Origin of the sequence: Streptomyces sp. NPDC087310, from assembly GCF_044744405.1 — a bacterium.
GTDB lineage: Bacteria > Actinomycetota > Actinomycetes > Streptomycetales > Streptomycetaceae > Streptomyces.
On record NZ_JBIUYF010000003.1, the window covers coordinates 120,849 to 134,553 of the forward strand.

Annotated in this window: 8 protein-coding genes and 2 pseudogenes; 6 read left to right on the forward strand and 4 right to left on the reverse strand. The window is 73.2% G+C overall.

Annotated features, from left to right (window positions below; all coding sequences use genetic code 11):
• Positions 1-205: 205 nt before the first annotated feature.
• Positions 206-1,882 carry an alpha/beta fold hydrolase gene (locus tag ACIO3P_RS11035; protein ID WP_401848953.1) on the reverse strand — a complete coding sequence of 559 codons (1,677 nt, stop codon included), beginning with the start codon at positions 1,880-1,882 and terminating at the stop codon, positions 206-208.
• A 117-nt stretch (positions 1,883-1,999) separates the two neighbouring features.
• Here ACIO3P_RS11035 and ACIO3P_RS11040 point away from each other — a divergent pair, with 117 nt between their 5' ends.
• A complete protein-coding gene (locus ACIO3P_RS11040; RefSeq protein ID WP_401848954.1) occupies positions 2,000-2,950 on the forward strand; it encodes a MerR family transcriptional regulator in 951 nt (316 codons plus the stop codon).
• Here the strand turns inward: ACIO3P_RS11040 and ACIO3P_RS11045 are convergent.
• Positions 2,950-4,050, reverse strand: a pseudogene (locus ACIO3P_RS11045) (polysaccharide lyase family 1 protein); the annotation flags it as partial. The gene ACIO3P_RS11040 and the pseudogene ACIO3P_RS11045 sit on opposite strands and share 1 nt — an antisense overlap.
• Before the next feature lie 761 nt (positions 4,051-4,811).
• Here ACIO3P_RS11045 and ACIO3P_RS11050 point away from each other — a divergent pair.
• The 4 genes from ACIO3P_RS11050 (at position 4,812) to ACIO3P_RS11065 (ending at position 10,608) form a co-directional block, all read left to right on the forward strand.
• Entirely contained in the window at positions 4,812-6,170 is a 1,359-nt protein-coding gene (locus ACIO3P_RS11050) for a hypothetical protein (RefSeq protein ID WP_401793878.1), read from the forward strand.
• Positions 6,170-7,636 (forward strand): condensation domain-containing protein, encoded by a 1,467-nt coding sequence (locus ACIO3P_RS11055; protein WP_329827608.1) that lies wholly within the window; start codon positions 6,170-6,172, stop codon positions 7,634-7,636. Before ACIO3P_RS11050 ends, ACIO3P_RS11055 begins: the two co-directional genes overlap by 1 nt.
• A gap of 4 nt (positions 7,637-7,640) precedes the next feature.
• Complete coding sequence (locus ACIO3P_RS11060; protein WP_401848956.1) at positions 7,641-9,002, forward strand: condensation domain-containing protein; 1,362 nt, start codon at positions 7,641-7,643, stop codon at positions 9,000-9,002.
• 127 nt (positions 9,003-9,129) lie between these two features.
• Positions 9,130-10,608, forward strand: coding sequence for a DUF2079 domain-containing protein (locus ACIO3P_RS11065; protein WP_329827520.1), 1,479 nt, complete (start codon positions 9,130-9,132; stop codon positions 10,606-10,608).
• Between the two features lie 77 nt (positions 10,609-10,685).
• On the opposite strand, the gene ACIO3P_RS11070 is transcribed toward ACIO3P_RS11065, so the two are convergent.
• On the reverse strand, positions 10,686-11,912 hold the full coding sequence (locus ACIO3P_RS11070) for a glycosyltransferase (protein WP_401793870.1): 1,227 nt from the start codon (positions 11,910-11,912) through the stop codon (positions 10,686-10,688).
• 261 nt (positions 11,913-12,173) lie between these two features.
• Here ACIO3P_RS11070 and ACIO3P_RS11075 point away from each other — a divergent pair.
• Positions 12,174-12,788: pseudogene (locus ACIO3P_RS11075) on the forward strand (histone deacetylase); the annotation flags it as partial.
• Here the strand turns inward: ACIO3P_RS11075 and ACIO3P_RS11080 are convergent.
• Complete coding sequence (locus tag ACIO3P_RS11080) at positions 12,781-13,656, reverse strand: ketose-bisphosphate aldolase (protein ID WP_401848958.1); 876 nt, start codon at positions 13,654-13,656, stop codon at positions 12,781-12,783. The pseudogene ACIO3P_RS11075 and the gene ACIO3P_RS11080 sit on opposite strands and share 8 nt — an antisense overlap.
• Positions 13,657-13,705: the final 49 nt, after the last annotated feature.

Consider the following 13,705-nt stretch of genomic DNA (forward strand, 5'->3'; position numbering starts at 1 on the left):
CGGCTGCCGTGACAACAGTCCCCCTCCGCCTCGCACCGGCCCGTTCCGGGCCCTTGAGGCGTCAACCGGACGGACACCTCAGCACTCAGCAGAGTGCCGGTCCCCCGCCCCGGGCACACCGCCATCTCGTCGTATTCACCCGCAGTACGTCAGTCCGATTGCGTGACTTCTACGGGACCAGGTCGTTGCCGATGGAGGGGACGCCTCATGTGGTGGACGGCGTCCCCGGCTCCGCCGCCACCCGGGTCAGATGGGTCAGAACCGACCGCGCCGCGCGTTCCACCGCGTGCCGCGCCTGCTCGGCCGCCTCCGGGTCGGCTGCGTGGTCGACGGTCTCGAAACCGTGGCGGGCGAGCGGTACGTCGATCACCTCCACCCGCGCCCCGCCGCCCCCGGCCGCGGTTCCAGCAGCGGTCAGGAACTCCTCGACCGTCGCCGCGATCTCCGGGCGCTCCCGGCCCACCCTGGTCAGGACGATCGGCAGCCCCCCGGCGGAGCCGACCTTCGCCGCGGGGCGGAAGCGCGGCTCCACCAGCCCCCAGCCGGGGAGCGGCGCGAGGACGGGGTACGTCGCCGCCACGCACCGCAGCCACGGCGGCGGCGCCGCGAGCCAGTCCGCCAGCAGCAGTCCGCCGCCGGAGAAGAACCACAGGGCGACGCGCTCCCGGTCGACGCGCGGATCGGCCCGTACGCGCTCGACCGCCGCGACGATGTCCTCGGCGGCGCGGGCGTAGTCGGTCAGCCCGTACAGGCGGTGGTCCACCGTGACGCCGACGGCTCCCAGGCTCGCCACGTACCGCCCGTAACCGATGAAGACCGGCCAGTCGCGCGGGGTGGGGCGGGTGTCGGCGGGGAGCGGGCCGCCGTGGACGAAGACGACCGCCGGGCGGGGGTGCGGGTTCGGGGTTCGGGGGAAGTAGAGGGTGGTGCGTTCCGTTCTCTCCTGGCTCTCGTGCGACGCCTCCTCCGACGTCTCCTCCGGCACGTCGACTGCGTCCGGTACGTCCAGGAGGAAGGGGCCCAGGTGCGCGGGGCGTTCACGCTTCTCCGCCGTCACCCGGCGCCCCTCGTCCGCCGCAGCCCGCAGGAGTACGCCGGCCAGCTCGTCGGGGGCCGAGAGCATCGGCCAGTGGCCGGTGTCCAGCTCGAAGAAGCCCACCCGGGGCTGGGCCAGCGCCTGGAAGCGCGGCTGTCCGGTCCCGACCAGCATCTCGACCAGGGCGATGCCTGACCCGTTGGCCGTGCAGAAGATCCCGGTCGTCGGCAGCGCGGCGAGCGCGTCCGCGTGCGGCAGGCGGAGCGGCTGGGTGAGCGTGCCCAGCGGCTGGGGCGCGGCGTGCCGGGCCAGCCGTTCGAGCGCGGGCTCGGGGATGCCGGCCGTACCGCCCCAGCGCTCCGGCTCGTCGAGCGGCGGCGGGGGGATCAGCCAGCCGTCCCCGTCACCGTCACCGCTCCCGTCGCTCCCGTCGCGCTCCTCCGCCGCCAGCCGGTCGCGGATCGCCTGGTCGGGGGCGAGCGCGAGCGCCGTGTCGCCGTCCTGGGGCAGGCCCGCGTCGAGGTAGACGATCCGGGCGACCCGCTCCGTACGCCGGTCCGCCGCGCCGAGCACCGGGTGGATGCCGTAACAGTGGCCCACCAGCACCACATCCCCTGGAACGGCGGAGTCCGCGGGATCGGCCGGGGGGATGGTGTCGATCAGGTTCACCACATCCTGGATGTGCGTCTCCAGGTCCGTGTCCGGGCCCGCGAGATGCCGGCGGTCGCCCATGCCCGTGAGCGTCGCCGCGTACACCTCGGATCCCGCCGCCCGGAGCAGGGCGGTCACCTCCCGCCACACCCAGCCGCCGGTATGGCTGCCCGACACCAGCACGAACGCCGTCATGACCACCGCTCCTTCGCTCCGTATCAGCCCGTACAGGCTCATATCGGCCTGCATCGGCTCGTACGCCGATCTCGTACGCCGGTACCGTAGGAACTCCCCCTGAGGGAGGTTCAAGCCGTGGATGACGGCACATGGAGCATCGGGGAGCTGGCCCGGCGCGCGGGCGTCACCGTCAAGACCGTCCGCTTCTACTCCGACCGCGGGCTGCTGCCCGAGGCCGCCCGCAGCTCCGGGGGACACCGCCGGTACGGTCCCGAGGCGCTCGACCGGCTCCGGCTGATCCGCTCACTGCGCTCCCTCGACCTGCCGGTCCCCGACGTGGGCCGGGTCCTCGGGGAGGAAGCCACGCTGGAGGACGCCGCGCTGGAGGACGCCGTCGCCGCGCGGCTGCGGGAGGTCGGCTCGCGGCTGGCCGCGCTGCGCTGGCAGGAGGCCGCGCTCCAGTCGCTCCGTGACTGCGCCCCCGGGGAACGTGCCGAACGGCTGCGCCTCGTCGGCGCCATGACCGCGCCGCCCAGCACCACCGCGCTCGCCCGCTTCTGGCGCCGCGAACTGCCCGCGCGGCTGCCGGCCGGGCTGCGCGCCTCGATCGTGGACGCGGCGGTTCCGCAGCCTCCCGTGGATCCGACGCCCGCCCAGGTCCTGGTCTTCGCCCGGCTGCACGCGCTCGTATCCGACGCCAGGCCCCCCGTCGACCACTGGCGCTCCCCGGCCGGCCGGACCATGTGCGGCAGGACGGACGACGAGGTGCGCCCCGCCGTGCTCTTCGAGGGGCTCGGCGAGGCGTTCGAGCTGGCCTCGGCGGAACTGCGGGCGCGGCGGCGGCCGTACGCGGGCGACGCGCTCGACTGCTTCGTCGCCGCCCACGCCCGTACGTACCACGCGCGGGACACCCCGGTCTTCCGGCAGCGGCTCCGCGTCCTGCTCACGGTGACCGCCGATCCCGTCCTCGACCGCTACTGGGAACTCAGCGGCGAACTGTCCGGCCCCCTCGAACCGACCCTCGGCGCCGCCCAGGAGTGGCTGCGCGCCGCCCTGGACGCGGAACCGGCCCCGGTCGCTGCCTAGCAGCTACCGTCCGACACCTGTAGCCCCTTGCCGGCGCCCGCGGTCCGGCTCACGATGTTCGGTACGCAGGCCGCCCCGTCGAGGCTGTAGGAGTACGGGATGCTGACCGTGGTGGTGGACTGCGGGTTGGGCCCGGCGGGTTTGTTCTCGCTGCCCGGGGTGGACCAGGTGACGTTGTCGAACGTGTTGCCGCCGACCTGCCAGTAACCGACCGTGTCGGTGTAGAAGGTACCGAGGACGTCCTTGGAGTCCTCGAAGTAGTTGTTGTCCACCTTGGCCCGGGCCCCGGCCCGGGAGTTGATGCCGGACTCGTTGAGCTTCACGTAGTGGTTGTTGTACATGTGGGCGACGCCGCCGCGCAGCAAGGGCGTACGGGAGTCGATGTTCTCGTACCGGTTGTGGTGGTACGTGATGAAGCTGTTCGACAGCTCGCTCTCGCTGGACCCGACGAGCCCGCCGCGGCCGGAGTTGCGCAGGACGCTGTAGGACAGGGTCACGTACTGGGTGTTGTCCTTCATGTCGAAGAGGCCGTCGAACCCCTCCGACTCCCCGCCCGACGCCTCCAGGGTGGTGTGATCGACCCATACGTTGCGGACGTTCCGCTCCATGCCGATGGCGTCACCCCCGTTGGACGTGGGCGAGCCGGACTTCTTGACGTTCCGCACGGTCACGTTCTGGATGATGATGTTGCTGGACTCGCGTATGTGGATGCCGAGTTGATCGAAGACGGCGCCGCTGCCGACACCTAAGATCGTGACGTTGCTGATCTGCTTGAGCTCGATCAGACCGGCGGCGGTGTTGCAACTCGCGCCCGACACCTTGCTGGTGTTGCCGTGGTTGATGGTCCCCTCGACCTCGATGGTGATCGGGGTACTGCTGCTGGCCCGGCCGCACAGCGCCTGATGGATCGCGGTCCCCGTGGTGGCCCGTACGGTCTGCCCGCCGGCCCCGCCGGTGGTCCCCCCGTTCTGGGTCGCGTAGCCGGTGGCGCCACCGACCGCGGCCGACGCCGAGGGTACCGACACCACCGCACCGGTCACGGCCGCGAGGGCCACGGTGACCAGCGCAGCACGGAATCGTGGTGCGACTCGTTTCGTCATATCCGTCATATCCGTCTCTCCTCGTTCGTCGTTCATCGTTCGTCGCCACATGCCATGCGCATGACATTTCATGACACCAAGCGGGAGAAAGCGCTTTCCAACCGTGAGGGTAGGGCGCTCCCCGCCGGGTCGGCAAGGCTCCGGACGCCCACGGAACGGACGTGACCGGAGTACGGCACGCCGACCGCACCCACGGGTGGAGGGGTGGCGAGAACGGCACGGACTTCATCGAAGAGTGGATCCCGTAACTCACGTGACACAGAGGTGAAAACAATGTGCCGCCGATGTGCCGCTACCGCCAACGACCTGCGAATACCTGACATTTGCGCTGTTGCAGCGTCGGCTCGAATCTGCGTAGCATTCGTCACCGACGGAATCCGGCCACGATCCCGTCACGCGCCGATGGCCACCGCTGTCCGCCGGGCGCCGAGTGGCGATGGCCTCATCCGGCCGCGGAGCGGAATGAAACCCCTATGGAATAGCGGGGAAACAGCTCATTCACCACGCTCACCCCCACACGCACGAATTGAGCGCAAGGCAGGCACGTGAAATTCACGAGTATGGACGAGTTGGATGTAACGCCGGGACTGCTCACCGTCTGGCGGGCCGTGCCGCGGGGTGCGCCGGTGGGGGTGGGGGGTGCCGGGTGGGTGGCCGATGGGCGGGCCGCCTCGTATGTGCAGGAGGCCCATATCGCCGGGGCGTTGGCGGGCGGAAGGGGTGCGGAGCGGGCTCCTGCGTGGCTGGCCAGCGCTTTTGAGATGCCGGGGGCCGATGCGGGGGTGCTGGAGGGGGCGCTGCTCGCGTGGATCGACCGGCATGAGTCGCTGCGCAGCCGGCTCGTACCGGCGGACGAGGCGGACGAGGTGGACGAGGCGGCCGGTGGAGGGCTGCGGCGTGTCACCCTGCCGGCCGGAGCTGTGGCGCTGCGGCGCGGTGTCGAGGGGCACTTCGAGTCGGGGAAGCTGCTCGCCTCCCGTATTGAGGATGTGTTCGACGCGGAGACCGATCCGCTCGCCTGGCCGTCATTCGTGTTCGCCACCGTTGAGCATGCCGGTGGTCTCACGCTGTATCTCGGCTTCGACCACTCCAATGTGGACGGATATTCCATCCTGCTCATCGCGCATGAAATACGTGAGCTGTATGCGGCGGTCGCCTCCGGAACTCCGGCCGCGCTCACCGAGGTCGGAAGTTATCTGGACTTCGCCGACACCGAACGGGAATACGCGGCGCTCGTGCACGACGAGCACGAGGCCGTGGTGAGGTGGCGTGAATTCCTTGGCTCCGGGGGTGGTCGGCTGCCTGAATTTCCCGGCGCGGCCGGCGGCGCCTTCAGCGGCCTGGGCGCCTTGACCGGGCCGGACGGGCCGGGCGCTTCGGGCCGGCCGGACGACGCCGTGGGAGAGCAGATCGGCGGGTGCGAGTGGCTCCTGGACGCCTCGGCCGCCGGTGCCTTCCAGAGCGCCTGCCGCGACCACGGCGGCAACTTCCTCACCGGTGTCCTCGCCTGCCTCGCGCTCGCGAGCCGGGACCTGGATCCGGACATGGGCCTGGACCCGCGGGGCCAGGGCGAGTTCCGGGCTCTCACCCCGTTCCACACGCGCAGCGACGCGCGGTGGGCGTACTCCGTCGGCTGGTACGTCGGGCTGGCGCCGCTGCGTTTCGCCGTGCGCGGCGGCGACACCTTCGCCGACCTGCTGCCCGCCGCCTCCGCCGCGCTCGACGGGGCCGGGGAGATGGCGGCGATACCGTTCCCCCGGGTCTCCGAACTGCTCGGGACGCCGCTGCGGCCGCGGTTCGTCGTGTCGTACATGGACATGCGCAGGACGCCGGGCGCGCGCCAGTGGGGTGCGTGGAAGGCGGCGGCGCTGCGCAGCCGCTGCGTCGACCCCGACGAGGTCTACCTGTGGATCAACCGCACGTACGAAGGCGTGTACCTGAGTTTCCGCCACCCCGCCACCGAGCACGCCCGGCTCGCCGTCTCCCGCCTCGTCGCCGGGACCGGACGGCTGATGAACCGTGTCGCCGGTGTGGGTCCGCCCGGCGAACCGGCCGATGTGAAAGACGTTCTTCTGCGGGACCTCGTGCCCGCCCGGCAGCAGGAGCCCGCCCCGTGTTGATGACACCCCTTCTCGAACTCTCGCCCGCGCCGGGCGAGTTGGTGCGCTTCCAGGTGCCCGGTGCCGACGAGGCGCCCTCGGCCGTCTCGCCCGCGCCGCTCTCGTACGTCCAGGAGAACCACGTACGGCGGCTGCTCGCGAACCGTGCGGCGGGCCGGGCCCAGTCCGCGTGGGTCGGGATCATGTACGACGTGCCGGGGCGGCTGGACACCGACGCCATGGCCGCCGCGCTGAACCGGTGGGTGCTGCGGCATCCGACCCTGCTCACCTGGTTCTCCCTCCAGGAGGGTGAGGAGGGCGAGGGCGGGTCGGGGATCGTGCGGCGTGTTGTCGATCCTTCCGCCGTCGCGGTGGAGGCCGCGTCCCTCGGCCCTTACGACTCCCCCGACGCGATCCGCGACTGGCTGCTGGAGCTCTTCGACACCGGTACGGACCCGCTCAACTGGCCGCCTTTCGTGGTGGGTTCGGTGGTACGGGACGATGTCTCGACCGTCTACTACGCCGTCGACCACTGTCACAGCGACGGCCTCTCCGCGCTCCTCGTCTTCAGCGAACTGCGCGCGCTGTACGAGGCGGAGGTCGCCGGGACGGTCGCCGAGCTGCCCCCGGCCGGCAGTTACGTCGACTTCTGCGCCCTGGAGCGCGAGCGGTCCGCGCTGCTGACGGCCGACTCGCCCGAGGTGCACCGCTGGCTGGAGTTCTTCCGCGCCGGGCCGCCCCCCACCTTCCCGCTGGACCTGGGCACCGAGCCGGGCGCGACGTACCCCAAGCTCTCGCTCTCCGTGGATCTGCTCGACGCCGCCGAGACGGACGCCTTCGCCAAGGTCTGCCGGACGCACGGCGCCGGGTTCTCCGCCGGGGTGCTCGGGGCGCTCGGCATCAGCGGGTACGAGCTGGGCGGGCACCGTACGTACCGTGCGCTCTCCGTCGTCCACACCAGGGACGAGCCGCGCTGGCTGCTGTCCCAGGGGTGGTTCATCAATCTGGTGCCGGTTCAGTTCCCGGTCGCCCCGGCCGGCTCCGAGACGACGGCCGGCACCGAGGCGACACCCGCCGACACCGAGCCGACCCTCGCCGACATCCTGGCGGGCGCGCGGACCGCCTTCGCCCGCGCCCGTGAGCTGGCCGGGGTCTCCCCCGTGCGGGTCGCCGAGCTGGTGCCGGGGCTCGCCGTGCAGCCGGGCGCCGGGGCCGTGCTGCCCATGGTGTCGTACATCGACCTGCGCCACGCGCCCGGTTCGAAGGACTGGGCGGAGGCGAACTGCCACGGCCTGGCCGGGCCCGGGACCAGCACCGACGTACCGATCTGGGTGAACCGCCTCTGGGACCGTACGTATGTGAAGGTCACCTACCCGGACACGGCGGCGGCCCGGGAGAACGTGCCGCGCTTCCTGGAGCGGCTGCGGGACGTGCTGCGCGAGATCGCCCGGAGCGGCGAGTACCGGGTGCGGGCCACGGGGGACTGAGTCCGTGCGCGTCACGACGATGGACCGGTACGAGCCCGCCCCCGGCCGGGTGGTCGAGTTCGTACCGTCCCCCGCGGCGCTCCGCGCGGCGGACGGCGCCCCGCCCGTCCCCGTACCGCCGTCCGTCAACCAGCGTTTCCATCTGGCCACCGCGGAGCACACCCCGGAGGGCGCCGGGCACTGGCTCGCCTGCGCCTTCGACCTCCCGGACGGGCCCGTCGACCTCGAAGCGCTGCGGGCCGCGTTCGAGGCGTGGGGGCGGCGGCACGAGACGCTGCGCAGCGGCTTCCGCGCCCCGGCCGCCGACCCGGGGCGTTTCGTGGTGGGCGCCCCGGCGTACCGGCTGGTCGCGCGCGACGCCGGGGCGTTCGCGCGCGGCGCGGAGGTACGGGAGTGGCTGACGCGGCGGCTCGGCGCGGCCTGCCGGCCGCTGAACTGGCCCTCGTACCTCTTCGCCGTGGTGGTACGGCCCGGCGGCGGGACGGTGTACTGCGGGTTCGACCACTGCAACGCCGACGCCTACTCGCTGGCCGTCGCCGTGCGGGAGATACGCGAGAGCTACGCCGGCGCCGCCGGCGCGCTGCCCGCCACCGGCAGCTTCGTCGACCACTGCGCCGAGGAGGCCGCGCGGGCGTCGGCCCGGACGGTGGACGCGGGCGATCCCCGGGTACGCGACTGGGCGGCGTTCTTCGCCGGCTGCGGCGGGACCACGCCCGCCTTCCCGCTCCCCCTCGGCGTGCCGCCCGGCGCACGGGTCCCGCAGGGTACGGATACCCGCCCGCTGCTCGGCCCGGACGCGGCGGACGCGTTCGAGGCGCGCTGCCGGGCGGCCGGGGGCAGCGCCTTCACCGGGGTGCTCACCGCCGTCGCCCTGGCCGCGCGCGGGCTCGGCGGCGGGGACGTCCTGCGGCTGTGCACACCGCTCCACACCCGGTACGAGGAGCGGTGGACGCACGCGGTCGGCTGGTTCACGACGATCGCCCCGCTCACCCTGGACATCACCGGCGTACGCGGGATCGAGGACGGCGTACGCGGCGCGCGGGACGCGTTCCGGGCGGCGCGGGCGCTGGCCGAGGTGCCGTTCGCGCAGGTCCTGCCCCTGCTGGGCGGAGCCTTCCGGCGTACCCGCGACGACGTGTTCATGGTGTCGTACATCGACTACCGGCGGCTGCCGGGGGCCGCGCACCACCAGGACGCGAACGCCCACCACATCAGCAGCGTGACCACGGCCGACGACGCCCAGTTCTGGTTCTCCCGCACGCACGAGGGCCTCTTCCTGCGCGCCCGCTTCCCGGCGACCCCGGCCGCCGCGGCGATGGTCACGGGGTTCGCCGACGCCCTCGGGGAGACACTCGCCCGGCCCTGAAAACGCGGGGCGCTCGCGGGCCCGGCGCGAAACTCCGGCGGCCCCTCTCCGGAACCGGGAACCAGCGTGGGAGACCATCGCTCCTACGCCCTGACACACCCGAGACCGCGAGAACGGGACCGACCTCATGCACGGAGCCAGCCTCGCCCCGACCGACCCGGCGGGGGCCGGCCGGACACCGGACCCCATACCCGAGCCGGCCCCGCGCCGGCCCCTGCGCGAGCGCGTCCGCGGCCTGCTGCGCGACCCGGGCGCCCTGGCCCCGTACGCCCTCGCCCTCGCCCTGTTCTGCGCGTACGCCACCCTCACCGTCTGCCGCCACCGCCTGATGGCGACCGCCTCCTGGGATCTGGGGATCTTCGAGCAGGCGGTACGGGCGTACGCGGAGCTGCGTGCCCCGATCGCCGACATCAAGGGCCGCGGCACGCACATCCTCGGCGACCACTTCAGCCCCGTGACCGCGCTCCTCGCGCCCGCGTACCGGCTCTTCCCGACCCCCCTCACCCTGCTGATCGCCCAGGCCGCGCTGTTCGCGCTCTCCGCCGTGCCCGTCACCCGCGCCGCGAGCCGTCTCCTCGGCCGCCGCCCCGGGCTCGCGCTCGGCGTCGCGTACGGCATGTCGTGGGGGCTCCAGCGCGCGATCGCCGTCGACTTCCACGAGATCGCCTTCGCCGTCCCGCTGATCGCCTTCTCCCTCGAAGCGCTGCTCTCGCACCGCTGGCGGGCCGCGCTGTGGTGGGCCGTCCCGCTGGTCCTGGTGAAGGAGGACCTGGGGCTGACCGCCGCCGCCCTCGCGCTGCTGGTGGCGGTACGCGCCCGGCGCACGCCGTCGGCCTCGCGCGTCGTCCCGTACGCCCTCGGGGCCGCGGCGCTGACGACGCTCGCCGCGCTCCTCACCTTCACCGTCGTCATCCCGGCCTTCAACTCGGCCGAAACGTACGACTACTGGGCCAAGATGGGCGGCGGGGGCGGTCCGCTCGACGGCGTCGACATCAAGTTCCGTACGCTCCTGTGGGTGCTGCTGCCGACCACCGGCCTCCTCGCCCTCCGCTCCCCGCTGCTGCTCGCCGCCCTGCCCACCCTCGGCTGGCGTTTCCTCTCGTCGGAGGAGCACTACTGGGGCACCTCCTGGCACTACAGCGCCGTCCTGATGCCCGTCGTCACGCTGGCGCTCGCGGACGCGTGCGCGGGCGTGCGCCGCGCCTCGCGCGCCCGGCCGTGGGTGCGCTCGTACGCGTACCACCTGCCCCCCGCGGTCGCCGCCGCCGCGCTCGCCCTGACGCCGTCGCTGCCGCTCTCCGCGCTGACCGAGCCCGCAGCGTACCGGGTGACCGACCAGGTCAGAGAGGTGGAGGCGCTGTTGGACCGGATCCCCGACGGCGCGAGCGTCGAGGCCAACACCGCCCCGATCAGCCGGCTCACCTCGCGCTGCCGGGTCTTCTGGCTGGGCAACACGCGGGGCGTCGCACCGGACTACATCGCCCTCGACAACCGGCGCTCCCCGGAGCGCGACTCACTGGCGTTCGCGAGACAGCTCCACCCGAAGGAGGCGTTCCGGATCGCCGGGGAGGCGGGCGGCTTCGTCGTACTGGAACTGCGGTCCTGACTGACTGCGGTCCACACTGGTTGCCGTCCTAGCCGGCCGCGGTCTAGCCGGTGCCTCTCCCGGCACCGGCCGCGGTCCTAGCCGGCGTCCCTCCCGGCGCCGGCCGCGAGCAGCAGTTCCGCAGCCACCGTCGCCCCGTCCGTACGGACCGTGGCGGCCACCGCCTTCGCCCGTGCCCCGGTCCCGGGGGCCAGGGCCGTGGCGAGTGCGGCCGACAGGGACGCGAAAGCCGGCGCCGGACCGTCGTGCGCCACGCCGATGCCCAGCTCAGCCACCCGGCCCGCCCAGTACGGCTGGTCCGCGAACTGGGGGACCACCACCTGCGGCACGCCCGCCCGGGTGGCCGTCGCCGTCGTCCCCGCGCCGCCGTGGTGCACGACGGCGGCCACCCGGCCGAACAGCGCCTGGTGGTTGGCCTCGCCGACGGCGAAGCAGTCGTCCCGGTCGTCGATCAGCGCCAGGTCGGCCCAGCCGTGGGAGACGAGTACGCGGCGGCCCTGCGCGCGCACCGCCTCGACGGCCACCCGCGCGGCGTCCCCCGAACCGTGCAGGGGCATGCTGCCGAAGCCCACGTACACCGGCGGCGGTCCCGCCTCCAGGAACGCCAGCAGCCCGTCCGGCAGCGGGCGCTCGTCGGGGAGGAGCCACGCACCGGTCTGTACGACGTCGAGGTCCGGCGTCCTCCGCCACGGGTCCAGGACCGGGTCCGTCGCCAGCCAGGGCCGCTCACCGATGACGTACCCGCGGACGTCGTCCACCGGGGGCAGGCCCATCGACGCCCGCGGGGTGTTGACCGCCGCGCCGAACAGCGCGTCGATGCTCCGGGCGTCCAGGTCCCACAGCTCCTGGTTGTCGGTCACCTCCGGCGGGAACGGCCGGCCCGGGTACGCCAGCGGCGGGCGGTGCGGCGACGGCAGGGTGAGCTGCTGGAAGGTCACGTGCACCGAGCGGATGCCCAGCTTCTCGGCCACCGACCGCGCGGCGGCCACCGCCGGGTACACACCGGTCGCCACCACCACGTCACAGCCGTCGGCCGCCGCGGTGACCGCGTCGACCATGCCGGCGGCCACCTCGGCCGCGCGCTGCGGCAGCGAGGACGGCGGGGGCGCCGCCTTCGTCATCGCACGCGCCGACGGGCCGGCCGGCACCAGCTCCACGCCGACGCCCGCCAACCGCGCCACGAAGTCCTCGTCCGGCGGGGCGCACACCCGCACCTCCCCGCCCAGTTCCCGCAGTCGCATCGCGAGCCCCACCAGCGGCTCGACGTCCCCACGCGACCCGTACGTCGACAACAGCACACGCACTTCATGACCCCCAGATGTCCATCGGATTCCCGCGGATTCCCGCTTCGGCCGCCGATTCTGCGGTACGTACCGGGGCTTGTGGCAAGGCCCCCCATGCGCTATACGTTGAGAGTGGAAAGGAGTGGGTACCTCCGCCCGGTCGGCGACGAACCGTCCCGCTCGCGCCCGTACCCGCCTCCGCACACGCCTCCGCGTTCGTCTTCGGACACGTCTTCGGACACGTCTCCGCATTCGTCCGCGGATACGGCCCCGCATTCATCGCGCCAGGTCTGGTACACCTCGTACGGTTCCAACACGCACCTCGGCCGGCTCGCCCATTACATCAACGGCGGTCGCCCGCCCGGCGCCTCGCGCGTCCACCCCGGGTGCCGGGACCGGCGTCCACCGGCCGCCTCCGTACCCGTCGAGCTGCCGGGCGCGCTGTACTTCGCCACCGAATCGGACTTGTGGGGCGGCGGACGCGCCTTCTACGACCCGGACGCCCCCGGCCGCGTCCTCGCCCGCGCGCATCTCGTCACCGTGGGCCAGTTCTCGGACATCGCGGCGCAGGAGATGTACCGGGAGCCGGGCACCGATCTCGATCTGACGCGGGCGCTGACCACCGGCCGGCAGACGCTCGGGGACGGGCGGTACGAGACGCTGGTCCGCGCGGGCACGCGGGACGGCCTGCCGCTCCTCACCTTCACCGCCCCCTGGCATCTGCACGACGTCCCGGGGAACCCGCCCTCCGCCGTCTACCTCGCCCATCTGTACGCCGGACTGCGGGAGACGGGCGCCTGGGACCCGGCCACGATCGCGGCCTACCTGGCGGCCTGCCCCGGTGCGGCCGGGCACTGGAGCGCGGCGGACGTGGCGGCGCTGGGTGCCGTCACGTAGGTCCCGCCTCCGCTTTCCCCGCCAGCAGCCGCAGCAGCCGCTCCACCTCCCCGGCCATCGCGTCCCGCCCCGGGCCCAGATAGCGGCGCGGGTCGACGGTCTCCGGGCGGGCGGCGAGCCGGTCCCGTACCTCCGCCGTGAAGACGCCGTTGAGATGCGTCGAGATATTGATCTTGCGCATCCCGGCCCGCACGGCCGCCACCAGCGTGCCGTCGTCCACCCCCGACGAGCCGTGCAGCACCAGCGGTACGGGCACCGCCGCGTGCAGCTCGGCGACGAGCGCGAGGTCGATCGCCGCCGTGCGCCGGGTCATCCGGTGCGCGGTGCCGACCGCGACGGCCAGCGCGTCCACGCCCGTGTCGGCCACGAACCGGGCCGCCTCGGCCGGGTCGGTGCGCACCCCCGGCGTGTGGGCGCTCTCCATGACGCCGACGCCGTCCTCGGGTCCGCCCTTGCCGCCGACGGCGCCGAGCTCGGCCTCCACCCACACGCCGTGGTCGTGGCACCAGCGGGTGATCTCGCGGGTACGGGAGACGTTCTCGTCCCAGGGCAGCAGCGAGCCGTCGTACATGACGGAGGTGAAGCCGCGCCGTACGGCCTCCTTGACCAGGTCGGTGCTGGTGGCGTGGTCCAGGTGGAGCGCCACGGGCACCTGGGCGTCCGCGATCGCCGCGTGCGCGGCGGCGGCGAGCGGGCCGAGGGCGCCCCGGTAGCCGGCGGCGTTCTCGCTGATCTGGACGACGACGGGGAGGGCCGCCCGTTCCGCGCCCGCGAGGATGGCTTCGAGCTGTTCGAGGAGGGCGACGTTGAACGCACCGACGCCGCTCGCGGTCCGGTCGACCAGGTCGCCGGTGGGGGTCAGGGGCATGGTTCCTCTTCCTCGTTCTTGCTTTCTTGCTTTCTTGCTACTGGTTCTG

Bases quoted from the DNA above. Each gene is read 5' to 3' on its own strand.
- ACIO3P_RS11035 (WP_401848953.1), bottom strand. From the start codon at position 1,882: ATGACGGCGTTCGTGCTGGTGTCGGGCAGCCATACCGGCGGCTGGGTG.
- ACIO3P_RS11050 (WP_401793878.1), top strand. From the start codon at position 4,812: ATGCCGGGGGCCGATGCGGGGGTGCTGGAGGGGGCGCTGCTCGCGTGG.
- ACIO3P_RS11055 (WP_329827608.1), top strand. From the start codon at position 6,170: ATGACACCCCTTCTCGAACTCTCGCCCGCGCCGGGCGAGTTGGTGCGC.
- ACIO3P_RS11065 (WP_329827520.1), top strand. From the start codon at position 9,130: ATGCACGGAGCCAGCCTCGCCCCGACCGACCCGGCGGGGGCCGGCCGG.
- ACIO3P_RS11080 (WP_401848958.1), bottom strand. From the start codon at position 13,656: ATGCCCCTGACCCCCACCGGCGACCTGGTCGACCGGACCGCGAGCGGC.